Annotated in this window: 24 protein-coding genes and 1 tRNA gene; 12 read left to right on the forward strand and 13 right to left on the reverse strand. The window is 62.6% G+C overall.

Annotated features, from left to right (window positions below):
* The first annotated feature begins 253 nt into the window (after positions 1 to 253).
* Both JQ628_RS06150 and JQ628_RS06155 read left to right on the forward strand, forming a co-directional pair.
* Positions 254 to 330 (forward strand) — tRNA-Arg (locus JQ628_RS06150).
* A gap of 461 nt (positions 331 to 791) precedes the next feature.
* Positions 792 to 1,811, forward strand: a complete 1,020-nt coding sequence (locus JQ628_RS06155) for a DUF2971 domain-containing protein (protein ID WP_212220782.1) — start codon at positions 792 to 794, stop codon at positions 1,809 to 1,811.
* A gap of 550 nt (positions 1,812 to 2,361) precedes the next feature.
* Here JQ628_RS06155 and JQ628_RS06160 read toward each other — a convergent pair.
* Positions 2,362 to 3,378: a methyltransferase domain-containing protein gene (locus JQ628_RS06160; protein WP_349628026.1), complete on the reverse strand. Its 1,017-nt coding sequence runs from the start codon at positions 3,376 to 3,378 to the stop codon at positions 2,362 to 2,364.
* Positions 3,379 to 3,789: 411 nt separating this feature from the next.
* On the opposite strand from JQ628_RS06160, the gene JQ628_RS06165 reads away from it, so the two are divergent.
* Entirely contained in the window at positions 3,790 to 4,563 is a 774-nt protein-coding gene (locus JQ628_RS06165; protein WP_212220784.1) for a hypothetical protein, read from the forward strand.
* Positions 4,564 to 4,767: 204 nt separating this feature from the next.
* Here JQ628_RS06165 and JQ628_RS06170 read toward each other — a convergent pair whose 3' ends face one another.
* The gene (locus tag JQ628_RS06170; RefSeq protein WP_212220787.1) at positions 4,768 to 5,043 is read right to left on the reverse strand and encodes a hypothetical protein; all 276 of its coding nucleotides are present in this window, start codon (positions 5,041 to 5,043) and stop codon (positions 4,768 to 4,770) included.
* A 222-nt stretch (positions 5,044 to 5,265) separates the two neighbouring features.
* Between JQ628_RS06170 and JQ628_RS06175 the strand changes: the two genes are divergently transcribed.
* Positions 5,266 to 5,490, forward strand: coding sequence for a hypothetical protein (locus JQ628_RS06175; RefSeq protein ID WP_212220790.1), 225 nt, complete (start codon positions 5,266 to 5,268; stop codon positions 5,488 to 5,490).
* 226 nt (positions 5,491 to 5,716) lie between these two features.
* Positions 5,717 to 6,070, forward strand: a complete 354-nt coding sequence (locus JQ628_RS06180; protein WP_212220792.1) for a DUF6481 family protein — start codon at positions 5,717 to 5,719, stop codon at positions 6,068 to 6,070.
* 70 nt (positions 6,071 to 6,140) lie between these two features.
* Here the strand turns inward: JQ628_RS06180 and JQ628_RS06185 are convergent, their stop codons facing one another.
* Positions 6,141 to 6,365 carry a pentapeptide MXKDX repeat protein gene (locus JQ628_RS06185; RefSeq protein WP_212220795.1) on the reverse strand — a complete coding sequence of 75 codons (225 nt, stop codon included), beginning with the start codon at positions 6,363 to 6,365 and terminating at the stop codon, positions 6,141 to 6,143.
* 360 nt (positions 6,366 to 6,725) lie between these two features.
* On the opposite strand from JQ628_RS06185, the gene dctP reads away from it, so the two are divergent.
* The 3 genes from dctP to JQ628_RS06200 are packed head-to-tail and all read left to right on the forward strand — an operon-like array spanning position 6,726 to position 9,660.
* Positions 6,726 to 7,748: a TRAP transporter substrate-binding protein gene (gene dctP, locus JQ628_RS06190; RefSeq protein WP_212220798.1), complete on the forward strand. Its 1,023-nt coding sequence runs from the start codon at positions 6,726 to 6,728 to the stop codon at positions 7,746 to 7,748.
* A complete protein-coding gene (locus JQ628_RS06195) occupies positions 7,748 to 8,299 on the forward strand; it encodes a TRAP transporter small permease (RefSeq protein WP_433996111.1) in 552 nt (183 codons plus the stop codon). Before dctP ends, JQ628_RS06195 begins: the two co-directional genes overlap by 1 nt.
* Before the next feature lie 2 nt (positions 8,300 to 8,301).
* Positions 8,302 to 9,660 carry a TRAP transporter large permease gene (locus tag JQ628_RS06200; RefSeq protein ID WP_212221141.1) on the forward strand — a complete coding sequence of 453 codons (1,359 nt, stop codon included), beginning with the start codon at positions 8,302 to 8,304 and terminating at the stop codon, positions 9,658 to 9,660.
* Between the two features lie 106 nt (positions 9,661 to 9,766).
* Here JQ628_RS06200 and JQ628_RS06205 read toward each other — a convergent pair whose 3' ends face one another.
* Genes JQ628_RS06205 through JQ628_RS06215 form a run of 3 tightly spaced genes read right to left on the reverse strand, consistent with a single transcriptional unit; the run spans position 9,767 to position 14,287 of the window.
* Positions 9,767 to 10,672, reverse strand: coding sequence for a hydroxymethylglutaryl-CoA lyase (locus JQ628_RS06205; protein WP_212220804.1), 906 nt, complete (start codon positions 10,670 to 10,672; stop codon positions 9,767 to 9,769).
* A gap of 2 nt (positions 10,673 to 10,674) precedes the next feature.
* Positions 10,675 to 12,678 (reverse strand): acetyl-CoA carboxylase biotin carboxylase subunit, encoded by a 2,004-nt coding sequence (locus JQ628_RS06210; RefSeq protein WP_212220807.1) that lies wholly within the window; start codon positions 12,676 to 12,678, stop codon positions 10,675 to 10,677.
* Positions 12,679 to 12,682: 4 nt separating this feature from the next.
* A complete protein-coding gene (locus tag JQ628_RS06215; protein WP_212220810.1) occupies positions 12,683 to 14,287 on the reverse strand; it encodes a carboxyl transferase domain-containing protein in 1,605 nt (534 codons plus the stop codon).
* Between the two features lie 265 nt (positions 14,288 to 14,552).
* On the opposite strand from JQ628_RS06215, the gene JQ628_RS06220 reads away from it, so the two are divergent.
* Entirely contained in the window at positions 14,553 to 15,203 is a 651-nt protein-coding gene (locus JQ628_RS06220; RefSeq protein ID WP_212220813.1) for a TetR/AcrR family transcriptional regulator, read from the forward strand.
* 30 nt (positions 15,204 to 15,233) lie between these two features.
* Positions 15,234 to 15,734, forward strand: coding sequence for an Lrp/AsnC family transcriptional regulator (locus JQ628_RS06225; protein ID WP_212220816.1), 501 nt, complete (start codon positions 15,234 to 15,236; stop codon positions 15,732 to 15,734).
* A gap of 37 nt (positions 15,735 to 15,771) precedes the next feature.
* Here the strand turns inward: JQ628_RS06225 and JQ628_RS06230 are convergent, their stop codons facing one another.
* Positions 15,772 to 16,077: an ETC complex I subunit gene (locus JQ628_RS06230; RefSeq protein WP_212220819.1), complete on the reverse strand. Its 306-nt coding sequence runs from the start codon at positions 16,075 to 16,077 to the stop codon at positions 15,772 to 15,774.
* Positions 16,078 to 16,306: 229 nt separating this feature from the next.
* Here JQ628_RS06230 and JQ628_RS06235 point away from each other — a divergent pair, with 229 nt between their 5' ends.
* Positions 16,307 to 17,485, forward strand: a complete 1,179-nt coding sequence (locus JQ628_RS06235) for an OpgC domain-containing protein (protein ID WP_212220822.1) — start codon at positions 16,307 to 16,309, stop codon at positions 17,483 to 17,485.
* Between the two features lie 24 nt (positions 17,486 to 17,509).
* Here the strand turns inward: JQ628_RS06235 and JQ628_RS06240 are convergent, their stop codons facing one another.
* Complete coding sequence (locus JQ628_RS06240) at positions 17,510 to 19,318, reverse strand: carbamoyltransferase family protein (protein ID WP_212220825.1); 1,809 nt, start codon at positions 19,316 to 19,318, stop codon at positions 17,510 to 17,512.
* A 323-nt stretch (positions 19,319 to 19,641) separates the two neighbouring features.
* Here JQ628_RS06240 and JQ628_RS06245 point away from each other — a divergent pair, with 323 nt between their 5' ends.
* Complete coding sequence (locus tag JQ628_RS06245; RefSeq protein ID WP_212220828.1) at positions 19,642 to 19,917, forward strand: hypothetical protein; 276 nt, start codon at positions 19,642 to 19,644, stop codon at positions 19,915 to 19,917.
* Between the two features lie 88 nt (positions 19,918 to 20,005).
* Here JQ628_RS06245 and JQ628_RS06250 read toward each other — a convergent pair whose 3' ends face one another.
* The 5 genes from JQ628_RS06250 to fdh3B all read right to left on the reverse strand — a co-directional run bounded on the left by JQ628_RS06250 (position 20,006) and on the right by fdh3B (position 23,643).
* The gene (locus JQ628_RS06250) at positions 20,006 to 21,319 is read right to left on the reverse strand and encodes a c-type cytochrome (RefSeq protein WP_212220831.1); all 1,314 of its coding nucleotides are present in this window, start codon (positions 21,317 to 21,319) and stop codon (positions 20,006 to 20,008) included.
* 71 nt (positions 21,320 to 21,390) lie between these two features.
* Positions 21,391 to 21,777: a gamma-butyrobetaine hydroxylase-like domain-containing protein gene (locus JQ628_RS06255; protein WP_212220834.1), complete on the reverse strand. Its 387-nt coding sequence runs from the start codon at positions 21,775 to 21,777 to the stop codon at positions 21,391 to 21,393.
* Between the two features lie 6 nt (positions 21,778 to 21,783).
* Positions 21,784 to 21,939, reverse strand: a complete 156-nt coding sequence (locus JQ628_RS06260) for a hypothetical protein (RefSeq protein WP_212220838.1) — start codon at positions 21,937 to 21,939, stop codon at positions 21,784 to 21,786.
* 27 nt (positions 21,940 to 21,966) lie between these two features.
* Positions 21,967 to 22,974 carry a formate dehydrogenase subunit gamma gene (locus JQ628_RS06265; RefSeq protein ID WP_212221143.1) on the reverse strand — a complete coding sequence of 336 codons (1,008 nt, stop codon included), beginning with the start codon at positions 22,972 to 22,974 and terminating at the stop codon, positions 21,967 to 21,969.
* A gap of 72 nt (positions 22,975 to 23,046) precedes the next feature.
* A complete protein-coding gene (gene fdh3B, locus JQ628_RS06270) occupies positions 23,047 to 23,643 on the reverse strand; it encodes a formate dehydrogenase FDH3 subunit beta (protein ID WP_212220841.1) in 597 nt (198 codons plus the stop codon).
* Positions 23,644 to 23,647: the final 4 nt, after the last annotated feature.

Raw genomic sequence — 23,647 nt, forward strand, 5'->3', positions numbered from 1 at the left:
ATGCCGCGTGACAAATAAGAGGGTGCGAAAGGTGACGGGCTGATGGCGGCCTGAAAGACGGCCGGAGAAGCAGCGTGCAGCATTGCCGGAACAGTCCCTACCCCCGTGCCCGCGGCAGGAGGCGTCGCGTTGAGGGCGGCCCCGATGCGCCGGTCCACCCTTCGGCTTAGTCGCAAGTTGAGGGGTTTGGGTTCGGAACTGGCTTGGCTCCGAAGCGGATTTTTCATATTGCCAGTGCTAAACAGGTGCCGACGGTCCCGTAGCTCAACTGGATAGAGTAGCGGATTTCTACTCCGCGGGTTGCAGGTTCGAATCCTGCCGGGATCGCCAACAAATTTCTCAACGAGAGCAATGACTTCAAGCATGGTCGCCATCTGTTCGGCGGTCATTTTCGTGTTGCAAGGGTAGCGAGGTTTTTCCGGCAGCTAGCAGCCATTCCAAACGGCTCCATGCAACACGGCCGCAACACCTGCATTCCTATTTCGTTCGCGTGCGAACGGCGACCATCAAGAATTTTCCGTCACATCATTTTTCGGAACGGCTCATGATGAAGTTTGCAAAGAAATGCCATTGCAGCGCCTGCGCTGCTTCGCTGAACCCGAAGTGAGGCGATTCGACTCAAAGATTACCGAATCGCGGCCGCTCATTGTGATGTTCTCGTATTGGGGCGCACACGGCGGATTGGGATACCGGCTGCTCCGGCTCGGTCAACATCACGACAAACTGGCATGACATGCCAAGCAGCAGTTCGCCTTTCTCGGCTCAATAGCAGAATTGAGGAACGGACTGCGATGACGGACCCTAAGGCGCCGCCGGCCAACCCGTCTCAACTCGACGACGCCGGAGTGCTCGCGCTTTACAATCCCCTTTTCGAACCTTTCTTGAAGGCGCATGCGGGCGGCTCGGAGACGCCCTTACTGGCGCACTACACCTCGATCAAGGTAATGGAGAGCGTTCTCAAAACCAGCGAAATCTGGTTCTTCAACCCCCTGCTCATGAACGACTGGCAGGAGATGCGTCACGGCGCGGTTGTAGGTACGGAGCTCTTTTCCAACATCGATAATATCAAGCGAGCCGGTGGTAACGACGAGCGAGCCGAAATTCTCCGTCGAGAGTACCTCGGACTCGTTCATCACCTTGAAGAGCATCAAGCCTTCGACACGTACATTTTTTGTCTGACCGAGCATCTTCCAGCAGACAATGACGGCCTGCTTTCGATGTGGCGTGGATATGGTCAGCAGGGAAATGGGGCAGCGCTGGTGTTTGATCCCTCAAGGATAACGGTCGTGCCGGACTCTCCGATAGTTGTCGCAAAGGTTTCCTACGCCACCGAAGTCGCGCGCTCGGATAAAGTGCGCGAACTTTTGGAGCAGTGGGCCGAACTGACCCAAAGCCTAAACCTGCCGAACGATCAGCTGCACCTTGCTGCTTATGCAGCCTTTTGGATTATCAAGTCGCTTGCCCTCGTCACGAAGCATTACGGGTTTGCGGAAGAGAAGGAATGGCGACTCATCTACGAGCCCGATCGTGACGATAAGGGGCTGCTGAAACCAAATCTGAACTATCACATTGGCGCACGCGGGGTAGAACCGGCGCTGAAATACAAGATTGGTTACTTGCCTGGTGTTAGTGCTGAGGATTTCTCGCTCGAAAAGATTCTCGATCGCATCATTCTGGGTCCGAGTCACTCGTCGCCGTTGGCTCAGAAGAGCGTTGAGCGATTGCTGGATACGATCGGCAAGGCACATCTGAAACCGCTGCTGAGGGCCTCCAGTATTCCATTGCGCCGTGTTTCCGGAAGCTCCTTCTAGTCATTGCAAACGGATCGCGGGAGATGCACCAGAACGGAACGTTCGTGCCGCAACGCCAGCCGGCGCGCCGGGATGTTCGCCTAGTCAAGTGACGGAGGTTGCGACGCGGAACACGGCTCGATACCGGGCGCCAACACCATTCGAGGGCGAGGCACAAACTCAAGCAGGATAGGAGCTCTGGCCGCGCCGCGGTTGATTACGCACCAACGCGCTTGCGAACGAGATTGATAGACCACTCCAGGCTCCAGCCAAAAACATCTGCTCGGGCTGACTTGGCAGGAAAACACCAAAAACGCGGATAACACGTACTCCACGCTCATGAATTGGAGCCTCAGGCAAAAAGCCCGACCTCGCACGGGCAATGCGGGTCGGGCTCTATTAGATGTACCAAGCCTTCAGGGGTAATGATGGCCCGGTACGGTCTCCAGCCTGCCAAGGCGCGCTGCGGGTTTCCATGACAAACTTCGAGGCGGAGCTCTATCTTTAGCGTTACGCCGGATAAGCCGATCGAGTTATCGATGGGCCAGCGCTCCGACGGATACTTCCGAATCTAGGAGTCTTCGTAATAACTGACCATGGAAGCGGCGGAGAGCGCGCTCTCCGACCGGCGGCCCAGAAAAAATACGCCGCCTGCTGCGTCTGCCGCCATTCTGGATTGGCAAAATCGATCCAGCCATCTGATCCAGACAAACAGCATCGCGATCAGCCGCGAGATTTTTTCACCCATGCCGAGCGATCGCAGCAGGTATCGTATCGACCAAACGAGCGCCACTCCCGGGCCGGTGACGGGACCGGCAGCGATTTCCTCGAACCGTCTGAAGAGCCACCGGTGACCGCTGGGCGTGAAGCGCGTGAAGTCATACGCACGCTCGTGGACCTGCTGCATGAAGGGTGTTTCGGCGTAGATCAGGCCATCCTTCCTGAGAACCCGGTGGATCTCCGAAACCACAATATGCGGATCGAGCACGTGCTCGAGGACAGCCTGGACCCATACGCCGTCAAAGGTGCTGTCCTCAAAGGGTAGTTTGTGCGCGTCACAAAGCAGATCGGTGCAAGAGGATGCGTACACGTCGGTCCCGATGAGTTCGATGTCGGGATCGCGGTACAGGCCCTCGGCTCCCTTGCCGACACTGCCGCCACCGATGACCAGCACCCGCGGTCGCCGGCTTTGCGCCTTGATCAATGCGAGGAACGACCGGCAGTTTCTGACAGCAACGGGATTGTCCCCGTCGACGAAGCGGTGGAGCCGAGACCGCAGGCCGCTCCGCGAGGGATCGCGCGCAATCGCGCTGCCATTGCCCTCTTTGTAGTTTGATCTTTGGAAGATGCTATCGAGAAAATCGATCAGCACCGGCTGCCCATCGACAACGGGAAATCCCTGACCGGCATAGATACATTTGCTGTCGGTGCAGAATGCCCGGTCGGCCGCAACGCTTACCCGCGCCTTGCAGCGCGGGCATATCAGTATCAGCCTGCTTTCCAAACGACCTTCAGAACCAACCAAACGATCCAAACAGTTCCCCCTGGAGACGTCGACGAAGCAGCCATCCATGAAATAGCCAGGCACCGGCTGGCTCAATGAAGTGCGGGCAAGCCTGCCCCGTAGCTAACGCAAACACGCCGGGACGGTTTGCGGGCAGTGACGAAATTTTCGAGGAACCTTTGAGCTGTTCCGGTTGCGATTCTTGAGCGCGATCCTTGAGCGCCATCCTTGAGCGCCATCCTTGGGTGGCGATCCCTGGGGCCGGCGCGATCCGCTTCTCACCGGCGCCCGAATTATGCCCAGCATCGGCCGCCAGCTTTGTTTTGTCTTGCGCCCCCGCGTGACTGTACCGTTTTAGACAACCGGCCCGTGTCAACCGTTTGGCGTTTCCGAGGCCCGCGGGTGGATCAACTTTGAAATGGATGCAACACGCGGCCGAGTAGCCAGAATTTGGCGGCTTGTGCTAGATTTTGACGTTTTCCGGGATTGCTGTTTATGACCCACGATACGGGCCTCGGCTCGAAGCCTGACAAGAAAGCCATCGCCGACGCCATCCAGCGCTATCTCGACGCCAACGGGCTGGCGCGAAAGGACCTGATCCGGGAGCATTTGTCGAAATCGACCATCGAAAAGCTCTTTCAAGGCGACTTCACCGACCGCACCCTGAACAAGGTCGAGGGCGTCCTGAAGACCAGTTTTCAAAGACCGTCGCGGGGGACGCAGGAGGCTGCATCCAAGACCGTCGGCGCGTATGTCTTCGAGGCCGTCGAGTACCTCCAGGGCGACTATCTCTGTGTTCGTCCGCTTTTCACTGACCCGTCCAACTTCAGCGCCTATCTGATTTCCATCGTCTGGAGCAACGAGCAGAACTGCCTCATCTTCGAGGAGAAGTCGCGTTTCGACGCGAAGTATCGCCAGGTCGGAACGGTCTATATCCCGTTCGGAACGTCGTTCATGAACCTGGTCAGTTCGGCCCAGGGAAATGTCCGCACCATCCTGCTGTCGCTGCCGGACTCCGAAAGCATCCTGCGCGGAATCATCTCCACGCTCAGCAACCCCAAGGGCTCGATCTTCATTCCGGTGACGGCGCCGATCTTTCTGCGCAAATTGCGCGCCGGCGAGGCGCCGCAGCTTGGCAAGATAACGCCGGAGGGCCGCGACTACGAGGAATACCGGTCATTGCTGATGACCGTCCTGACCGAGGAGTTCGGAATCTTTGCCGTCCCGCCGATGCCCGGAAGAAGCCCCCGGGTGGCCGCCAAGTCCTGACAGCCGTCAGAGCGCACCCGAACGGCCCGGAGGCAACGAATATCGCACTGCCTCTCGCGCTTCGAAGGCGCCAGCGATTCCTGCGCCGGCGGCGATAGACGTCCTGGAGCATGATCCGGAAAAGTGGACACCGGTTTTCCGAAAAGATCATGCTCAAACAAAAAGATAGGGCGGGATGACGATTCGAAGAAAAGTCATCCCGCTCTAGCGCTGGTCGCGCCCGGTTCGGGTCGAGCCCTTCCGGCATGGGCGATCCGCCTCTTTGCCTAAGCTTGCGATCGCGGTGTCCGCGTGCGCTGCTCTTCGGCAGGTCGTCAGGACGAAAGCGAGCCGGGTGCATTGCCAGTCCGGTCCGAGCGCTGCGTTTGAGACCGGTTCGGGAAAAGCGAGTCCGATCGAAACGGCAACCGCTGCGGCCGAGAGCATCATGATCGCAACTGACAGCACGAGGCCCTTGCGGGTCCAAAAGAGAGAGGTCATGGCGTCAGCTCCTCTTCAATTGGGGCCGAAGGTACGGCTGATCGCTGACTCTCCCTGTGATCGACCCCACAACCCCCTCGCCTTTTCGAAATGCCACCTTGCCGACAGAAGCGGCCATTCGAACGTTGGGAAATCGCTGGATAAGTTCCGCAATTCCGTTGCGCGTCATCGCCCCTTGGGAAACAATAATTGCGGGGTAGGCGTGGCGTACGGGGGCGTACGATGGCGAAAGAGGAAGCGGGCTACGACTATACGCGTTATCGGACATTGCTGGCCGAGGCGGTCGACGAGCAGCGGCGGCTTGAGCTGATCGATCTCCTGATCCGGGAGCATGCGCGGGACCGGCTGGAAGCCCAGCGGACCTCCGATCGGGTGGCGATGACGGCACAGACCGTCGCCCGGGTCTTGGGCTCGTCGGGCCGGCGCGACAATTTCAGGCTCGGCTAGACGTTCGGCAAGCGGATCGGCGGCGCGCTTCTCGCGCCTGCGGCTACGCTTATCGATCCCTGTGACAGCCGTGCAACGCCTGTCAGCATCACGTCTGACCATCTGCCATTCGCGAAACTCGCCCCTGCAATTTGGGTGCTGGCATTTTGCCGCCGGTTCGCTTAGTGAAACGGCCAAATCGGCTCTGCCAATCTCCCAGCCCCAACTGAACAACGACAGACCATCGATGAGTGGATTCAAGGAACCAGGCTTCGCGGACCGCCAGAAGGCCGCGCAGCAGGCGAGGCAAAACATCCTCAACAAGTTTCGTGCCCAGCCGGGCCCCGACGATCCGGCGGTGAAGCAGAGGCAGGCCGAACGCGAGGCCATCGCTGCCGCCCGCGCCAAGGCGAAGGAAGCGCGCGAGGCCGCCAAGGCCGAGGAAAAGCGCCTCGCGGAGGAAGCTGCCGCAGCCGAGGCCGCCAGGATTGCCCGCGAGAAGGAAGAAGAAGCCGCCAGGCTGGCTGCACTGGAAGCCGAGCAAAAGGCCAAGCGCGACGCGCGTTATGCCGCCCGCAAGGCCAAGGGCAAGAAGAGATAGGCCGGGCGACGACGAGCGCCTGACACGTAAAGGCCCGCCTTTCGTGAGGCGGGCCTTCACGCATGAGCGGTCAGTTCTTCTTCATCGCATCGTCTTTCTTCATGCCGTCCTTGCTCATGGCATCGTGCTTCTTCATGCCGTCGTTCTTCTTCATGGCATCCTTGGACATGGAATCCTTCTTCATCGCGTCGTCCTTGCCCATCTTGTCCTGGGCGAAGGCGGCCGGCGAAAGCGCAAGTCCGAGCGAGATGATGGCGGCGGAAGCGCCGAGCGCGATTCGGGAGCGGAAAGTCATGGTTGATCGTCCTTGTCTGAGAGTTCCTGAAAGCGACGGATGCCGCTTCCATTCCCGACGAGTCCGGCCGCCTGATCGTTACGGCAGCTCCACGCCCTGTAACGAATTCTTGAAAGCCGCTTTTCCGCCTTGGGGCGGCAACGATCCTGACCGGGGTTAGTCGTATTGTGGTCCGAGTTCCCTGCGAGATCGTGTTTCTCGGTGTGCAGCGCAACAATGCTGGGACTTGCGGCCGCTCCGAGCCTCGCACTATCCCATCCGCCTCGAACTATCAGATGAGAGAATTTTGGATTCCGGAGGGCTAGGCTCCGCGCCGCCTCCTGCATCCAATCAAGAAATAGCCAAGAAGGGGAAATTCCCATGCTCAATCGTCGCCACCTCCTCGCCTCCGCCCTCGCCGCGCCTGCCATCCTCCGCTTCGGGACCGGCACGGCGCACGCCGCCACCACGCTGAAGATCTCGCACCAGTTTCCGGGCGGCACGATCGACAAGGGCGATTTCCGCGACCGGCTGTGCCGGATGTTCGCCGCCGAGGTGGCGAAGCGCTCGGGCGGCGAAATTGCTGCCGAAATCTATCCGAACTCCTCGCTGATCAAGACCAACGCGCAGTTCTCGGCCATGCGCAAGGGTGCGCTCGACATCAGCCTCTATCCGCTGCCCTATGCCGGCGGCGAGTTGCCGGAAACCAATATCGGCCTGATGCCCGGCCTGGTCTCGACCTACGATCAGGGCCTGAAGTGGAAGAACGAGCCGGTCGGCAAGGCGCTGACCAACTTCCTCGCCGACAAGGGCATCATCCTTCTGACCTGGGTCTGGCAGGCCGGCGGCGTCGCCAGCCGCTCCAAGGCAATCGTCGCGCCGGAAGACGCCAAGGGCCTGAAGGTGCGCGGCGGCTCGCGCGAGATGGACATGGTGTTGCAGACCGCGGGCGCGGCCGTGCTGTCGGTGCCGTCGAACGAAATCTATGCGGCGATGCAGACCGGCGCCTGCGATGCCGGCATCACCTCCTCCACCAGCCTGATCTCGTTCCGCCTGGAGGAAGTCGCGAAATCGCTGACCTCGGGCGCCGACGCTTCCTACTGGTTCATGATGGAGCCGCTGATGATGTCGAAGGCGATCTTCGACAAGATGCCCAAGAACCATCAGGACATTCTCCTTAACGTCGGCGCCGAGCTCGAAGCCTTCGGCAAGAAGGGCGCCCAGGACGACGATATCGAGGTCGCCAAGGTCTATGAGAAGGCCGGCGCCAAGGTCAGCAAGCTGGACGCCGCCACCGTCGGCAAGTGGCGCGACATCGCGCGCGATACCGCCTGGAAGGACTACAGCGCCAAGACGGCTACCGCGGCCAACCTCCTGAAGCTCGCAAGCGACGTTGCGGCATGATGCATGGTCCGATTTCGGATCAGGCCGACATCAAAGCGCCCGCCACGAGCAATCCGCTCGTGGCGATGCTTGGGCGGGCCCTCGATCTCTGCAACCGCATCATTGTCATCTTCGCCGGCATTGCACTGATCGCGGCCTGCGCGATCCTCAGCTACAGCGTGCTCGGCCGCGCGCTGTTTCACAGCCCCAATTACTGGCAGGACGAGGCGGCGGTATTCCTGCTGGTCGGCGCCACCTTCATGACGGCGGCCTATGTGCAGAGCCAGCGCGGCCATGTCAGCATCGAGGCCTTTGTCGGGCTGCTGTCGCCGCTCGCCAACCGTGTCAGGCTGTGGCTCGTCGACGTCGCCACCTTTGCCTTTTGTGCCTTTTTCACCTGGAAGTCGTGGACGCTGGCGCATGAGGCCTATGTCGACGGCCAGGTCTCCAACTCGATGTGGTCGCCGCCGCTGGCGATCCCGTATTCGCTGATGGGGCTCGGCATGACCCTGCTCTGCATCCAGCTCCTTTTCCAGATCATTCTTCCCCTCACCGGAGCTGCGCGCCGATGACCATGGGTGTTCTTGGCATCGGCCTCAGCTATGGGGCTGCCACGTTGGTTGCGATGTTTGCGGGGATGCCGATTGCGTTCGCGCTCGGCGCCGTTGCGCTCGTGTTCATGGCCATCTTCATGCCGGCGGCATCGCTCGATACGGTGACGCAGAACGTCTACGAGGAGATGGCCTCGATCACGCTGCTGTCGATCCCGCTGTTCATCCTCAAGGGCGCGGCGATCGGAAAGTCGCGCGCGGGCCAGGACCTCTATTCGGCCTTGCATGCCTGGCTACACCGCATTCCCGGCGGGCTTGGGGTCGCCAACGTGTTTGCCTGCGCGCTGTTCGCCGCGATGGCTGGCTCCTCGCCCGCCACCTGCTCCGCGATCGGCTCGGCCGGCATCCCCGAAATGCGCAAGCGCGGCTATTCGGGCGGCTTTGCCGCCGGCATCATCGCCGCCGGCGGAACGCTCGGCATCCTGCTGCCGCCGTCGATCACCATGATCCTGTTCGCGGTCGCCGCCGAAAAATCGCTCGGCCGGCTGTTCCTGGCCGGCATCGGGCCGGGCCTGTTGCTGGTCACGCTGTTCGGCCTCTACGCCGTGTTCCGCTTCCGCAAGGAATTTGCGATGGCGCAGGCGGCCTATGAAAAGAGCGGCACCGAATCGCCGATCCTGCATCGCGACGATTTCACTATGGCCGAGCGCTTCACCATGCTGCCGCGGGTGCTTCCGTTCGTGTTGCTGCTGACCGGCGTGATGATCGCGCTCTACGGCGGCTATGCGACGCCATCGGAAACCGCAGGGCTAGGCGGCCTGCTGGCGCTCGCGCTAATCGCCCTGATCTACAGCGTGTGGCGGCCGAGCGACCTCGCACCGATCCTGCAATCGACCGTGCGCGAATCCACCATGCTGATGCTGATCATCGGCATGTCGCTGCTCTATTCCTACGTGATGAGCTATCTGCACATCTCGCAATCGGCCGCCGAATCCATCGTCGCGATGCACCTGCCGCGGTGGGAATTGCTGGCGGCCATCCTCGTGATGGTGGTGGTGCTCGGCTTCTTCCTGCCGCCGGTGTCGATCATCCTGATGACCGCGCCGATCATCCTGCCGCCGCTGCGCGCAGCCGATTTCGACATCATCTGGTTCGGCGTCGTCATGACCATCGTGATGGAAATGGGGCTGATCCACCCGCCGGTCGGCCTCAACATCTTCGTCATCCGCAACGTCGCGCCCGACATCCCCTTGAGTGAGGTGATCTGGGGCACGCTGCCCTTCGTGCTCTTGATGATGCTGGCGGTGCTGCTCTTGTGCTTCTTCCCGGAGATTTCGACCTGGCTACCGAATCTCGTGATGGGGCCGGACGGGGGACGGTAGACCCTCATCCTGAGGAGCCGCGCAGCGGCGTCTCGAAGGATGAAGGCCACAGACGGGCCTACATGGTTCGAGACGCGCGCGAGAGCGCGCTCCTCACCATGAGGATTTAGTGCGCCCGCGCCTTCGCATTGAGCGCCGCCGCGACCCGGCTTACCGGCGGCCGGCCGATCAGCTTGCTGATCGTGTTGGTCGCCGCCACCAGCTTTGCCATGTCGACGCCGGTCGCAATGCCCATGCCTTCCAGCATGTAAACGACATCCTCGGTCGCGACGTTGCCGGTCGCCCCGGGCGCGTAGGGGCAGCCGCCGAGGCCGCCCGCGGCGGAATCGATCACGCGGCAGCCTTCCTCCATTCCGGCATAGAGATTGGCCAGCGCCTGCCCATAGGTGTCGTGAAAATGCATCGCGAGATTTTGCATCGGCACCGTGCCCGCAACCGCGCGCAACAGTTGCCGCGCTTTCAGTGGTGTGCCGACGCCGATGGTATCGCCAAGCGAGATTTCATAGCAGCCGAGCTCCCACAGGGTCTTTGCCACATCCACCACAGCCTGCGGCTTGATCTCGCCGTCATAGGGGCAGCCGAGCACGCAGGAGATATAGCCGCGCACCCTGATGCCGTCGGCTTTCGCGCGCGACAGCACCGGCTTGAACCGCTCGATCGATTCGGCGACGGTGCAGTTGATGTTGGCGCGTGAAAACCCCTCTGAGGCGGCAGCGAACACCGCGATCACCTTGGCACCGGCCGCCTGCGAGGCCTCATAGCCCTTTTCGTTCGGCACCAGCACGTGGAATTCGTTGCCGGCATGGCCAATGACGCCGCGCAGCACCTCGGCCGAGCCGACCATCTGCGGAATCGCCTTGGGCGAGACGAAGGCGCCGACCTCGACGGTGTGCAGGCCCGCCGCAATCAGCGCCTCGATGAAAGCGATGCGATCGGCAACGCTGACTGATGTCTTCTCGTTCTGGAGCCCGTCGCGCGGGCCGACCTCGACGATGCGGACGGTGTCACCCATGGTCAGGAAGCCTTCTCGACTTCGGCGAGCTCGACGCCTTCGCCGACGATGTCGCCGACCTTGCACTTGATCTTCTTCAATACGCCCGCATAGGGCGCGCGCAGCGTCTGTTCCATCTTCATCACTTCGAGCGTGAGGATCGCCGCGCCCTTTTCCAAGGTCGCGCCTTCCTGCGCCAGCAGGGCCACCACGGTGCCCGGCAGCGGCGCCACGATCTTGTCCTCGCCGATCTGCTCCTCGGTCTCGCCGCCGAACTGATCGATCCAGTGCAGGTCGAAGCGGCCGTTTGGCGTGCGCAGGTAAAGCTCATGGCCCTCCAGCGCGGCAAAGACATGCGACTTCACGCCGTCAAGCGTGAGATCGAAGCCGCCATCCTCCTTCGAGGCAATCTCGAAAGGCAGCTCGTGCTTGCCGGCCTGTAGCGTCGGCGTGCCCTTGCCGTAACGTAGGCTGACCTGATGCTCGGCCCCCTGCCCTTGCCGGAACGAAAACACCCGCTTGCGCCGGCCGACCGGCGTCCAGCCAAAGGTGTGCCAGGGTGAAGGCGCCTCGGCACGCGCGGCCTTTTGCTCGTCATTGAGAATTGCCGCCACCGCAGCGCACAGCTCAAGCTCGCCTGCGGCGGACGTCCCCTCCGTCAAGACCTTCAATTCACGTTCGATAAAACCGGTGTCGATCGCGTTGCGGCGGACATCCGGATGCGTCACCAGCGCGGAGAGGAACGGAATGTTGGTGACGATACCGCGGACATCGGTCTGCTCCAGGGCGCGGTTGAGCTTGTCGATCGCGATCTCGCGCGTCGGCGCCCAGGCGATCACTTTAGCCAGCATGGCGTCGTAATAGGGCGATACCGCATCGCCGTTGCGATAGCCGGCATCGATGCGCAGCCCGTCCCCTTCCGCAGGCGTCTGCCACGTCTTGATGCGGCCAACCGACGGCATGAAGTTCTTCTGCGGGTTTTCCGCATAGACCCGCGCCTCGATGGCGTGACCATTGAGCTTGATCTCGCCTTGCGTCAGCGGCAGCTTTTCGCCGAACGCCACCCGCAACTGCCATTCGACAAGATCAATGCCGGTGATTAATTCCGTCACGGGATGCTCGACCTGCAACCGCGTGTTCATCTCGATGAAGAACACGTCCTTGCCGTCGGACACGAACTCGATGGTGCCGGCGCCGACATAGTTCACCGCGCCGGCCGCCTTACGCGCCGCCTCGCACACCTTGTCGCGCTGCGCTTCATTGAGCGTCGGCGACGGGGCTTCCTCGATCACCTTCTGGTGCCGGCGTTGCAGCGTGCATTCGCGCTCGAACAACGACAGCAGATTGCCATGGCTGTCGCCGATGATCTGCACCTCGATATGCCGGGGGTTTTGCACATACTTTTCGATCAGCATGCGGTCGTCACCGAACGCCGCTTTAGCCTCGCGCTTGGCGCTGACGATCGCCGGCCCCAGTTCCTCGGCCGAACGAACCACGCGCATGCCGCGCCCGCCGCCGCCGGCGGACGCCTTCACCAGCACCGGGTACCCGGCCTTCTCCGCCGCCTTCGCCAGCGTCGCCTCGTCCTGGGCGTCGCCGTGATAGCCCGGCACCAGCGGCACGCCGGCCTTTTCCATAAGCGCCTTGGAGCCCGACTTGGAGCCCATCGCCGTCATCATCTCGGCCGTCGGTCCGACGAAGACAATACCGGCCCTGGCGCAGGCATCGGCAAATTCGGCATTCTCCGATAGAAATCCGTAGCCCGGATGGATCGCCTCGGCGCCGGTCTTCTGCGCCGCCTCGATCACGCGCTCGATATTGAGATAGCTGTCGCGCGCCCGCGCCGGCCCGAGCAGCACGGCGCTATCGGCCATCGCGACATGCATGGCGTCGCGGTCGGCCTCGGAATAGACCGCAACGGTGCGCAGGCCCATGGCGCGCGCGGTGCGGATGACGCGGCAGGCGATCTCGCCGCGGTTGGCGATCAGCAGCGTGCGAAAGCGCCGGTAGAGCTTTGAACGGTCCATCGCATCACATCCTGAACAGGCCGAATTTTGTCGGCTCGATCGGCGCATTGGCCGATGCTGATAGACCCAAGCCCAGCACAAGGCGCGTGTCGGCGGGATCGATCACGCCGTCATCCCACAGCCGCGCGGTGGCGTAATACGGGTTGCCCTGGCTCTCATATTGCGCCCGGATCGGCGCCCGAAACTTTTCTTCCTCCTCCACCGACCACGTCTCACCCTTGGCCTCGATATTGTCGCGGCGCACCTGGCTCAGCACCATCGAGGCCTGCTCGCCACCCATCACCGAGATGCGCGCGTTTGGCCACAGCCAGAGGAAGCGCGGACTGTAGGCGCGGCCGCACATGCCGTAATTGCCGGCGCCGTAGGAGCCGCCGATCACGACCGTGAATTTCGGCACGCCGGCGGTCGCCACCGCCGTCACCAGCTTGGCGCCGTCGCGCGCGATGCCGCCGGCCTCGTATTTCTTGCCGACCATGAAGCCGGTGATGTTCTGCAAGAACACCAGCGGGATATTGCGCTGGCAGCACAGCTCGATGAAATGCGCGCCCTTGAGCGAGCTTTCGCTGAACAGAATGCCGTTGTTGGCGATGATGCCGACCGGATAGCCCCAGATATGGGCAAAGCCGCAGATCAGCGTCGTACCATACAATTTCTTGAACTCGTCGAATTCGGAGCCGTCGACGATCCGCGCGATGATGTCGTGCACGTCGAACGGCTTGCGGCCGTCGGCCGATACCACGCCGTAAATTTCTTCCGCGGCAAACAGCGGCTCCCGCGGCTCGCGCATATTCAGCGCTGCCGGCGCCGGCTTCTTCAGCGTGGCGACGATGCGCCGGGCGATCCCGATCGCATGCGCATCGTTCTGCGCATAATGATCGGTCACGCCCGATTGCCGCGAATGCACGTCCGCGCCGCCGAGTTCTTCGGCGGTGACCACCTCGCCGGTTGCCGCCTTCACCAGCGGCGGCCCGCCGAGGAAGATCGTGCCCTGATTGCGCACGATGATGCTCTCGTCCGACATCGCCGGCACGTAGGCGCCGCCCGCCGTGCAGGACCCCATCACGATGGCGATCTGCGGAATGCCCTGCGAGGACATCTGCGCCTGATTGTAGAAGATGCGGCCGAAATGCCGCTCGTCGGGAAATATCTTGTCCTGGAGCGGCAGGAAGGCGCCGCCGGAATCCACCATGTAGACGCACGGCAGATTGTTCTGCCGCGCGATATCCTGCGCGCGCAGATGCTTTTTCACGGTCATCGGGTAGTAGGTGCCGCCCTTGATGGTCGCGTCATTGGCGACGATGACGCATTCGCGGCCCGAGATGCGTCCCACCCCGGTGATCACGCTTGCCGAATGCACGTCGCCGCCATAGAGGCCGTGGGCCGCGAGCGGCGACAATTCCAGGAACGCGGTGCCGGGATCGACCAGCAGGTCGACGCGCTGGCGCGCCAGCATCTTGCCGCGCGACGTATGCCGCTTGCGCGAGGCTTCGCCGCCGCCCCCTGCGACCTGGGCAAGTTTTTCGTGCAATTCGGCAACGAGGCCGCGCATGACTTCGGCGTTGCGCGTAAAGTCCGGGGATGTCGGGTCAATGGTGGAATGAAGCGGCATGATCGGCGTTTTCTTCTGTGCTGGACAGCCGTTGAGACGGGTTCAAGACAGCCGGGACTGTAGCATGCGCGACCGCGCGACAACCCGGCGCCGCCTCCTGGCAGTCCTCCCTCTAATTAAACGATCATACGTTTTTTTATCTACTTTACAAGCGGATACGGTGAATGGTTTACGTTATTGAATTTACTTATATTTCATGAGATAGTCGATACAATCGACCGCTGGTTTCAACTTAGGACCAATCACTGGCTAGTTCAGGGATCACATGGCGCGCACCATCGGCTCATACGGCCCGAAAACGCTGGAAGCGATCCGCAAAGCCGGCGTGCGTCTCATCTTCGAGCACGGCTATGCCGCCATGAGCCTGCGCCAGCTCGCCGCCGAAGTCGGCATCCAGTCGGGCTCGCTCTACAATCACATCAGCACCAAGCAGCAATTGCTGTTCGACCTCGTGCAGGATCACATCAACGAGCTGCTCCGGCAGCTCGATCTTGCGCTGGAGGGCAAGGAGCGGCCGGAAGAAAAGCTCCGCGCCTTTGTCGCGTTCCACGTCACCTATCACATGACCAAGAAGCGCGAGGTCTTCATTGCCAACTCCGAGCTGCGCAGCCTCGAGCCGAAAAACTACGAGGCCATCGTCGCGCTGCGCGGCGCCTATGAGCAGCGGCTGGCGCAGATCCTCGCCGAGGGTGTATCGGAAGGCGTCTTCGAAGTGGTCGACGTGCAGGTGGCGACCTTTGCGATCCTGGCGCTTCTGACGGGGCTGTGCACCTGGTACCGTCCCGGCGGCCGGCTGACGCGGGAGGCGATCGTCGCCGCCCATGAGAAGCTGGTGCTGTCAGGCGTCGCCCCTGGCGCCGCGGCCGCTCCGGCCCGCAACAAACGCAAGCCGGCCCGGAGCCTTGCAACCCTTTAGATGGTCGAAGCCCGGCCAGAGCCTTGAGCCATGACAGAACGCCCACAGCTCGACGAGATCGACGTCAAAATCCTGTCCGAACTCCAGAAGGACGGACGCGTCCGCAACAACGAGCTGGCGAGCCGCGTCGGCATCTCCGAGCCTCCCTGCCTGCGGCGCGTCCGGTCGCTGCGCAGCCAGGGCGTCATCAAGGCGATCACGGCCACGCTCGACGAACGGCTGCTCGGCTATGAGGTGACGTCCTTCGTCCTGATACAGTTGGCAAGCCAGGCGCGGGGTAGCGTGCAGGCATTCGAGGCGCAGATCGCGTCGAATTCGCTGGTCTTGCAGTGCTGGCAGCCCTCGGGAGACTCTGATTTCCTGCTGAAATGCGTCGCACACAGCGTCGAGGGCATGCATCAGCAGCTGCTGCAGTTCTCTGCAATGCCCGACGTCAAGACCATCCGGAGCTATCCGGTACTCGGCCTGTCCAAGGACGCGCCGCTGCCGATACCGACCCCGAATCCGCCCCCACCGCTTCAAAACGACTAGCGGCCCGGCGCGTCGGTCCCTCAGTACGTCCAAATCCCTAATGCGTCCAGGGCTCGCCGCGCCGGAAGGCAAAATTGTCGGCATAGGCAATTTGCCGGTGCGCCGAAGCCTTCGGCTCGATCACCTGGTAGGCGATGCCCTTGCGCTCGCAATAGGCGATGGCGTCTTCCTTGGTATGGAAGTGAAGGGTGAGCTGCTGCTTCATGTCTCCCGACGAAGTCCAGCCCATCAGGGGTTCGATCGCCCGCGGCTGCTCCGGCTCGTAGTCGAGCTGCCATTCGCGGGTCTGGGCCCTGCCCGATTGCATCGCGTTTTTGGCGGGCTTAAAAATGCGTGCGGTCATGGATGGTCGGTTCCCCAGAAATATGCGACATGGAGACGTTTGGCGGCCAACGGCGGAATAGGATAGAGACACCTTTCAGGGATTTGATCGGTGATTCCTAAGCCGACGTCAGCTTTCCGGACGGTATAGTCGTTATGCTGCACTGTGACAATCTGGCCGTCCGGAAGGCGATTTCGCGGCGGTATCCCCTCGAAGGCACCACCCCGAAGCGGCACCCAAAGCGGCACCCATGAAAATCAACGCCACCCTGCCCGAAAAAGGACGCGACCTCCGGCTCGACCTGTTTCGCGGGGTCGCGAACTGGGCGATCTACCTCGACCATATTCCCGACAACGTCGTGAACTGGATCACGACACGGAATTACGGATTTTCCGACGCCGCCGACCTCTTCGTCTTCATCTCCGGCTACACGGCCTCGTTCGTCTACGCGCGGATGATGATCGAGCGCGGCTTCATCGTCGGCGGCACGCGGCTGACCAAGCGCGTCTGGCAGCTCTACGTCGCCCACATCGTGCTGTTCGTGATCTACATCGCCTCGATCAGCTATCTCGCGCTGCGCTTCGGCGATTCCGAGATCATCAACGAATTCAACGTCGCCAGCATCATCGAGAACGCGCCGGAGATGCTGCGGCAGGGCCTGTTCCTCAAGTTCAAGCCGGTCAACCTCGACGTGCTGCCGCTCTACATCGTGCTGATGGGCCTGTTCCCGCCGGTCCTGTGGATCATGCTGCGCCAGCCCGACCTCACCATGCTGGCCTCGATCGTGCTGTGGCTGGTGTCGCGCCAGATGGGCTGGAACCTGTCGGCCTATCCGGCCGGCACCTGGTACTTCAATCCGTTCGCCTGGCAGGTGCTGTTCGTGTTCGGCGCCTGGTGCGCGCTCGGCGGCGCCCGCAAGTCGATGGCGATCATCCAGTCGCGCTGGACGCTGTATTTCTGCATCGCCTACCTGATCTTCGCGCTTGTCATGACCATGGCCGGCAAGTTCAATGACTTCGGCGGACTGTTCCCGCAGTGGCTCTATTCGACCTTCAATCCCAACGACAAGACGTTCCTGGCGCCCTACCGCTTCATCCACTTCGTCGTCATCGTCATCATGGTGATCCGCTTCGTGCCGAAGGACTGGCCGGGGCTGGAGTGGAAGGTGTTCGATCCGCTGGTGGTCTGCGGCCAGCAATCGCTGGCGGTGTTCTGCGTCGGCGTGTTCCTGTCGTTCGTCGGTCACTTCCTGCTGTCGGTGAGCTCGGGCTCGCTGCTGGCGCAGATCTTCATCAGCGTCGCCGGTATCGCGATCATGACGACCGTCGCCTACTACATCTCCTGGTCGAAGAAGCAGGACAAGCCGCTGCCGAAACCGGCCGCGCCGGCGGCGAAACCGGCGTCGCCGGCGCCGAAGCCGGCCGCCTGACGCGCACCCGGGCTGTCGGCGAAGTTACGCCGGCTGCGATCCCACCTTCACAAGGTCCGAAACGTCGCCGAACGTCCTGACCAGCGGCTCGACCACCTTGTGCAGAGCGCTCTTCGACACCAGCGTGTCGTGCAGCACCAGATGGTCGATGCCGGTGGCGAGGAAGCACTGCATGGCATCGTCGGGCGTCTCGACGATCGGCTCGCCCTTCACGTTGAAGGAGGTGTTGATCAGCACGGGAACGCCGGTCAGCGCTTCGAACTCTTTCAACAGACGATAGAGCTTTGGATTGGTCGCCTCGCGCACGGTCTGCACCCGCGCCGTGCCGTCGACATGCACGATGCCCGGAATTTTCTCACGCCATTCGGGCCGCACCGGCTTTGCGATCAGCATGAAGGGCGAGTCCTCCTCGCCCTCAAAAATGTCCGTCATCCGCTCGGCCAGCACGATCGGCGCGAACGGCCGAAACGCCTGCCGGTGCTTGACGCGGCTGTTGAGGATATCCTTCATCTCGGCTTTTCGCGGATCGGCGAGCAGGCTGCGATTGCCGAGCGCGCGCGGCCCGAATTCGGACGGCCCCTGAAACCAGCCGATCACCTTCTGATCGGCCAGCAGCTTCGCCGTGTCGCGGCAGATATTCTCGCTACGCACCGGCTTGATCTGGATGCGTACCAGCGGCTTTTGCAGCGTGCCGGCGATCTCGTTCTCGCCATAGACCCGCCCCGTATAGGCATGCTCCATCACATGGGTGCGCGGCTGCTTCAGCACTTCGAGCCAGCCGTAATAGGCGCAGCCGATCGCGATGCCGTCGTCGCCCGCCGCCGGCTGGATCCAGACATTCTCGAAACCGCCTTCCCGCGCGATCCGCCCATTGGCGACACAGTTCAGCGCCACGCCACCGGCGATGCAGAGATTCTTGGCTCCCGTCGTCTCGCGCAGCCAGCGCGTGCGCGCCAGCAGCACGTTTTCGGTGTCGTCCTGCACCCGCCAGGCCAGATCCTCCCAATGCCGCATCGCCGGGTGCTTTTCCCAGTCGCCCGCGCCGATCAGGAATGGCTGCTTGAACTCGCTGTTCCAGCCCGGCACGCGCAGCTCGCCGCCCTCCATCGCAAGCAGATGCTTGACCTGGTCGCGACGGCCATAGGGCGCGAGCCCCATCAGTTCGCCGCACTTGTTCCAGTCGCCGAACACGTAGGTCGAGGCCCGGCTGTAGAGCGCGCCCAGGCCCGGCATGCTGTAAAATTCTTCGTTGAGCACGCCGCGGGACGGCTCCAGCCAGACCTTCTTGAGGCATTCCAGACGCGCGCCGGAAAACCGGTAATAGCTTTCCGATTCCCTCGCGAGCGGATTGCCGGCATCGTTGCCGGGCGGTTTTTCCATGGCGTCCGCGCGATAGCTGCCGACGCCATCGACGATCATTACCGCGCCCTCCTCGAAGGGCGAAGCCGCAAAGGCGCTGTAGGCATGCGCCAGATGATGCGAGATGGACACCACCTTGTCGGAGTTCGCCCGGAAGATCGGGTGCTTCTCGGCCTGCTCGCGCTCGGGCGGCGGCAGGAAGCCCGGCATGTCCCGGAAAGCCAGTTGCTCCTCCATTTCGGGAACCGGGAGGATGTAGCTGTTGCGCACGACGAGATCGACATCGTCGAGCGTGATGCCTTCCGCCTCGAGGCAGTAGTCGATCACTTCCTTGTAGAATCCGGATGCGTGCTTTTCGCGCGTCAACCGTTCCTTGGAGATTGCGAACGCGATGGCGCCGTCGCGAAGCAGGCAAGCGCTGACGTCGTGGTCATAGGTGTTGAGACCGAGCACGTAACTATGTTTTTTGGGCATGGGCACTGTTCTGGCGGAAATGATTTGGCGCTGAAGCGGAAGATCATGTCGAGTTCAAGGTGACGGCGTGGCTTTTCTCGCTTCAACATGCTTTGCAACGCACAATCAATTGAGAGCGCATACGATTCGCGAGCGCATTTGCAATCTAGATGAATGGGCCGCAAACTTGACCTTATCCGGCCGTCTCAATAAAGTCCTGCGCGCCCGCAAGAACCTTAGTAAAAATATTGTCTTAACGCATCCGAACCAAACGCTGTGCTCGTGCGTCTTAGTGAGATGGCGAACCAGATGCAGGGTGCATTGGAAGTGACCGGGAGACCTAGATGACTAAACGCTACAACGTCCTGACGCGTTGCCTTGCAGCGATGGCTCTGTTGTTCGTGTATTTCTTCAGCACCTCGGCGATCCTCGTCGGCGCCACGACATCGCCGGCGCAGGCTTATCGTGGGCGCGGGCGCGGCTTCTATGGTGGTCGTGGACGTGGCTTCTATCGCGGCGGCGGGCGCGGCTTCTATCGCGGCCGCGGCTATGGCTATTACGGCGGCTACGGACCCCGCTGCTTCTACAATCGCTGGGGCGCGCTGGTCTGCCGCTACTGATACCGGCTCATCGCAGCTTCGGAAGAAAATCGGGCGTGCCAGAGATCGGCACGCCCCTTTTTTATGCCAGCAGCGCGCGGGCGATCCACTACCTGCCGGTCGCGCGCTCGAGAAATTGCACCAGCGCGGCGCGGTCCTGCTCCGACCCGATCCGCTGCTCCGGCATCTTGGTGCCGGGCGTGTAGGCCGCAGGCCCGACCTCGAACAGCTTTGAAACGGTCTCCGGCGTCCAGACGATGTCGAGGTGCTTGAGCGCGTCGGAAAAATTGTAGCCCGGCGCGGTGGCGATGCGCCTACCGAAAATGCCCGCGAGCGTCGGACCGGCGCGGACGCCTTGCTCGGCGCTGAGCGTATGGCACGCGACGCAGGCGCGAAAAATCTCTGCGCCACGATCGCCGGCATAGGCGGCGAGCGGATCGCCCGCCGTTTCGATCAGGACGGTATCGACGGGCTCGCCGGTCGCCGCATTCCAGCGGCGGATGATGTTGTCGGCGCCACCCGTCAGCAGCGTGCGGCTGTCCGGCAGGAACGCCACCGACCATACCGGCAGGCCCGGGCCTACCAGCGTGCGCGCCAATGCGTGCGTCTTGCGATCGATGATTGCCACCGATCCGCCGATGCTCGCTGCCGCGGCGAGTGCGCCATCGGGCGCGACGGCAAGCGAGATCATCGGCCGGGGACCGGCGGCGACATCACCCGTGCGCGCGCCGTCGGCAGCGAGGAAGTAGACCCTGCCATCGCCGCCGCCGGCCGCGATCTCGCCATCGCTGCCGATGGCCACTGCATTGAGCGGTGTCGGCATGGCGACGACCGCCGGGGCGGAGCCTGATGTGAGCGGCCAGATGCGTACGCTCTGATCGTAGCTCACGCTCACCAGTGCCCGTCCATCGGGCGTAAAGGCGACGCCATTGACGTTCTGGGTGTGCCCTTCGAGCACGCGCGGCGAACCGCCCGCGAGCGGCCACAGCCGAACCGTCTGATCCCACGAAGCAGAGGCCAGCATCGTCCCGTCAGGAGACACCGCCAGCGCGACGATCGGCGCCGTGTGGCCTTCGAGCACCGTGTCAGGCTGCGCTTTGCCCGGCGTCCAGATCGCGATCCGCCCGTCGGCGCCGGCGGTGGCCGCGCGGCCGTCCCTCAGCAGCGCGACGGCGTTCACGGCATCGGCATGGAAACGCAGCACCTGCTCGGCCGCATCGCGCGTCAGCGACCAGCGGATCGCGGTTGAATCAAAGCTTCCCGAGAGCGCGGTTTTCCCGTCGGCCGAAATCGCGACCGCCCGCACCGGCCCGCCATGGCCGCGCAATTGCGCGGCGGCAAACGTCGTCTGCAACGGCAGCGTCACCAGCAAGGCGGCAAGGGTCAGGACTGGCCGGCGGGAAATGGGGCGAGGCTCTGGCATTCGCCGGCAATGCTTTCGCGCGAATGTGCCGCCGTCAAGGCACCTCGCGGAACACGCCGCGCATGGCCCGGTCAGCGCATACCGGGTCTGTCGCGGTCGAGGCCCTTGGCCTGGAGATCGTCGAGATAGTTTTGGAAACGCTGCCCGGCATTGACACCGAGATCGTGCAGGAACGCCCAGGAGTAGATGCCGGTCGTATGCATGTCGTCGAAACCGAGCCGGACCGCATAATTGCCGACGGCATCGACCGAGAGAATGGCGACGTTGCGCTTGCCGCCGACCGTCTTGCGCTCGGCTTCCGAATGGCCCTGCACTTCCGCCGACGGGCTTGTCACCCGCAACAGTTCCGCCGGCAGGTCGAATTCCGTGCCGTCGTCGAAGCTGACATGCAGGGTCCGGCGATCCTTGCGCAGCCGGATTTCAACCGGCCAGGGCGGCGCGGCAGTTTGCGTGTTCAAGCTTCCTCAACCCGGCCCGACCAGATTGGTGCCGGGGTCGCCGACCCTGGCGCCGCTGGTGGTGAAGGCAGTGTAGCTTGCCATCTGCACGCCGCTCAGCACGAACGACGCGACGAAGGCGGCCAACACCGCAAACACAACGGCCGCGATAAACATCTTCATGGTGCTTCCCTACCCAATCCTTGCAGCCTATTCGGCCGGCTGGGCATGCGAGCCCGCCGCCGGAGCGCGGCCTTTGGCCTGCTCTTCCTCGACCCAGAGCGAGTGATGTTCCTTCGCCCAGTTGAGATCGACCTCGCCGGTTCCCATGGCGTCGAAGGCGCCTTCCATGCCGACCGAGCCGATGTAGATGTGCGCCAGCATCGCCGCGATGAACAGCATCGCGATGATGGCGTGGATCACGGTCCAGAACTGGAGTTCGGTGACGTTGGCCGGAAGATATGGGAACAGCATGAACCAGCCGGACACGCCCATCAGCGCGCCGCCGATGACCACGATCCAGAAAATGCCCTTCTGCCCGGCGTTGAAACGTTTCGCCGGCGGATGGCTGCCTTTTCCGAGAAGGCCGCCGCCCTGCTTCAGCCACTGCCAGTCGAGCTTGCCGGGAATGTTGTCCTTGATCCAGATCAGGAACATCACGAGCACGCCGAACATGAACGGAAACGCCAGGAAATCATGCGCGATCTTGGCGTAGGCCGACAGCGTTGCGAACGCGGAGGGGCCTAACAGCGGCAGGATGAGCGCCCGGCCGAAGCTGATATTGAGTCCGGACAACGCCAGCACGACGAAGCAGCTCGCCGTCATCCAGTGGATGAATCGCTCGAAGCTCGCAAAGCGCAGGATCTTCATGCCCGAAAAACCGCGCTCAGGGCGGATGCGTCCGCGCACCATCAGGAAGATCGCCAGTAACGCCAGCATGCCGAGGATGGCGACGCCGCCGATGACCGGCAGCTTGCTGCGCTGGAAATCGCGCCAGTCGCGGCCGGCCGGCTGGATCAGGTTTCTGGCCATCGGATCGGGGATCGAGATGCGCCCGGTGATCTTGTCGCCCTCCTTCAGCGCGCCGAGGAGCTTGTCCTCCTGAACGGCTTCCGCGGTAGGCTTGAACGACAATTGCGCTGCGGCCGGCTGCACGACCACGAACAGCAGCGCGATGGCGGCGCAAAGCGCCTTGAGGGTTGAAAGCGAGCCTGGCATCTGCACAACGCCCTTTCGGTTTTCCATGTTACGCGAGCGCCGCTGCGGCCGAGCGCAGCGGCGCGAGTTGCATCAGCCGGTCGGCGAGTCGGCGTAGGCCGTCTTCCAGCCCCACATGCCCGAGCCGTAGCCGCGCTTCGTCACGCGCTCCTTGTAGATTTGGGCGATGATCGCGCCGTCGCCGGCCAGCAGCGATTTGGTCGAGCACATCTCGGCGCAGATCGGCAGTTTGCCTTCGGCGAGGCGGTTGGCGCCGTATTTGGCGTATTCGGCCGGCGTCGAGTCGGCCTCCGGCCCACCTGCACAGTAGGTGCACTTGTCCATCTTGCCGCGCGAGCCGAAATTGCCGACCTTCGGATATTGCGGCGCTCCGAACGGACAGGCGTAGAAGCAATAGCCGCAGCCGATGCAGAGGTCCTTGGAGTGCAGCACCACGCCGTCGGCGGTGGTGTAGAAGCACGACACCGGACAGACCGCCGCGCACGGCGCGTCGGTGCAGTGCATACAGGCCATCGACACCGAGCGTTCGCCCGGCTTGCCGTCATTGATGGTGACGACGCGCCGGCGGTTGATGCCCCACGGCACTTCGTGCTCGTTCTTGCAGGCCGTGACGCAGGCGTTGCATTCGATGCAGCGGTCGGCATCACAAAGGAATTTGACGCGAGCCATATCT

The organism is Bradyrhizobium lablabi (genome assembly GCF_018129385.1).
Lineage (GTDB): Bacteria > Pseudomonadota > Alphaproteobacteria > Rhizobiales > Xanthobacteraceae > Bradyrhizobium > Bradyrhizobium lablabi_C.

Excerpts from the sequence above, each read along its gene's own strand:
- JQ628_RS06265 (WP_212221143.1), bottom strand. The coding sequence starts at position 22,974 with ATGCCAGGCTCGCTTTCAACCCTCAAGGCGCTTTGCGCCGCCATCGCG.
- fdh3B (WP_212220841.1), bottom strand. The coding sequence starts at position 23,643 with ATGGCTCGCGTCAAATTCCTTTGTGATGCCGACCGCTGCATCGAATGC.
- JQ628_RS06185 (WP_212220795.1), bottom strand. The coding sequence starts at position 6,365 with ATGACTTTCCGCTCCCGAATCGCGCTCGGCGCTTCCGCCGCCATCATC.
- JQ628_RS06195 (WP_433996111.1), top strand. The coding sequence starts at position 7,748 with ATGCATGGTCCGATTTCGGATCAGGCCGACATCAAAGCGCCCGCCACG.
- JQ628_RS06215 (WP_212220810.1), bottom strand. The coding sequence starts at position 14,287 with ATGCCGCTTCATTCCACCATTGACCCGACATCCCCGGACTTTACGCGC.
- JQ628_RS06240 (WP_212220825.1), bottom strand. The coding sequence starts at position 19,318 with ATGCCCAAAAAACATAGTTACGTGCTCGGTCTCAACACCTATGACCAC.
- JQ628_RS06245 (WP_212220828.1), top strand. The coding sequence starts at position 19,642 with ATGACTAAACGCTACAACGTCCTGACGCGTTGCCTTGCAGCGATGGCT.
- JQ628_RS06225 (WP_212220816.1), top strand. The coding sequence starts at position 15,234 with ATGACAGAACGCCCACAGCTCGACGAGATCGACGTCAAAATCCTGTCC.
- JQ628_RS06165 (WP_212220784.1), top strand. The coding sequence starts at position 3,790 with ATGACCCACGATACGGGCCTCGGCTCGAAGCCTGACAAGAAAGCCATC.
- JQ628_RS06205 (WP_212220804.1), bottom strand. The coding sequence starts at position 10,672 with ATGGGTGACACCGTCCGCATCGTCGAGGTCGGCCCGCGCGACGGGCTC.
- JQ628_RS06180 (WP_212220792.1), top strand. The coding sequence starts at position 5,717 with ATGAGTGGATTCAAGGAACCAGGCTTCGCGGACCGCCAGAAGGCCGCG.
- JQ628_RS06170 (WP_212220787.1), bottom strand. The coding sequence starts at position 5,043 with ATGACCTCTCTCTTTTGGACCCGCAAGGGCCTCGTGCTGTCAGTTGCG.
- JQ628_RS06200 (WP_212221141.1), top strand. The coding sequence starts at position 8,302 with ATGGGTGTTCTTGGCATCGGCCTCAGCTATGGGGCTGCCACGTTGGTT.
- JQ628_RS06250 (WP_212220831.1), bottom strand. The coding sequence starts at position 21,319 with ATGCCAGAGCCTCGCCCCATTTCCCGCCGGCCAGTCCTGACCCTTGCC.
- JQ628_RS06220 (WP_212220813.1), top strand. The coding sequence starts at position 14,553 with ATGGCGCGCACCATCGGCTCATACGGCCCGAAAACGCTGGAAGCGATC.
- JQ628_RS06210 (WP_212220807.1), bottom strand. The coding sequence starts at position 12,678 with ATGGACCGTTCAAAGCTCTACCGGCGCTTTCGCACGCTGCTGATCGCC.
- JQ628_RS06230 (WP_212220819.1), bottom strand. The coding sequence starts at position 16,077 with ATGACCGCACGCATTTTTAAGCCCGCCAAAAACGCGATGCAATCGGGC.
- JQ628_RS06175 (WP_212220790.1), top strand. The coding sequence starts at position 5,266 with ATGGCGAAAGAGGAAGCGGGCTACGACTATACGCGTTATCGGACATTG.
- JQ628_RS06155 (WP_212220782.1), top strand. The coding sequence starts at position 792 with ATGACGGACCCTAAGGCGCCGCCGGCCAACCCGTCTCAACTCGACGAC.
- JQ628_RS06260 (WP_212220838.1), bottom strand. The coding sequence starts at position 21,939 with ATGAAGATGTTTATCGCGGCCGTTGTGTTTGCGGTGTTGGCCGCCTTC.
- dctP (WP_212220798.1), top strand. The coding sequence starts at position 6,726 with ATGCTCAATCGTCGCCACCTCCTCGCCTCCGCCCTCGCCGCGCCTGCC.
- JQ628_RS06235 (WP_212220822.1), top strand. The coding sequence starts at position 16,307 with ATGAAAATCAACGCCACCCTGCCCGAAAAAGGACGCGACCTCCGGCTC.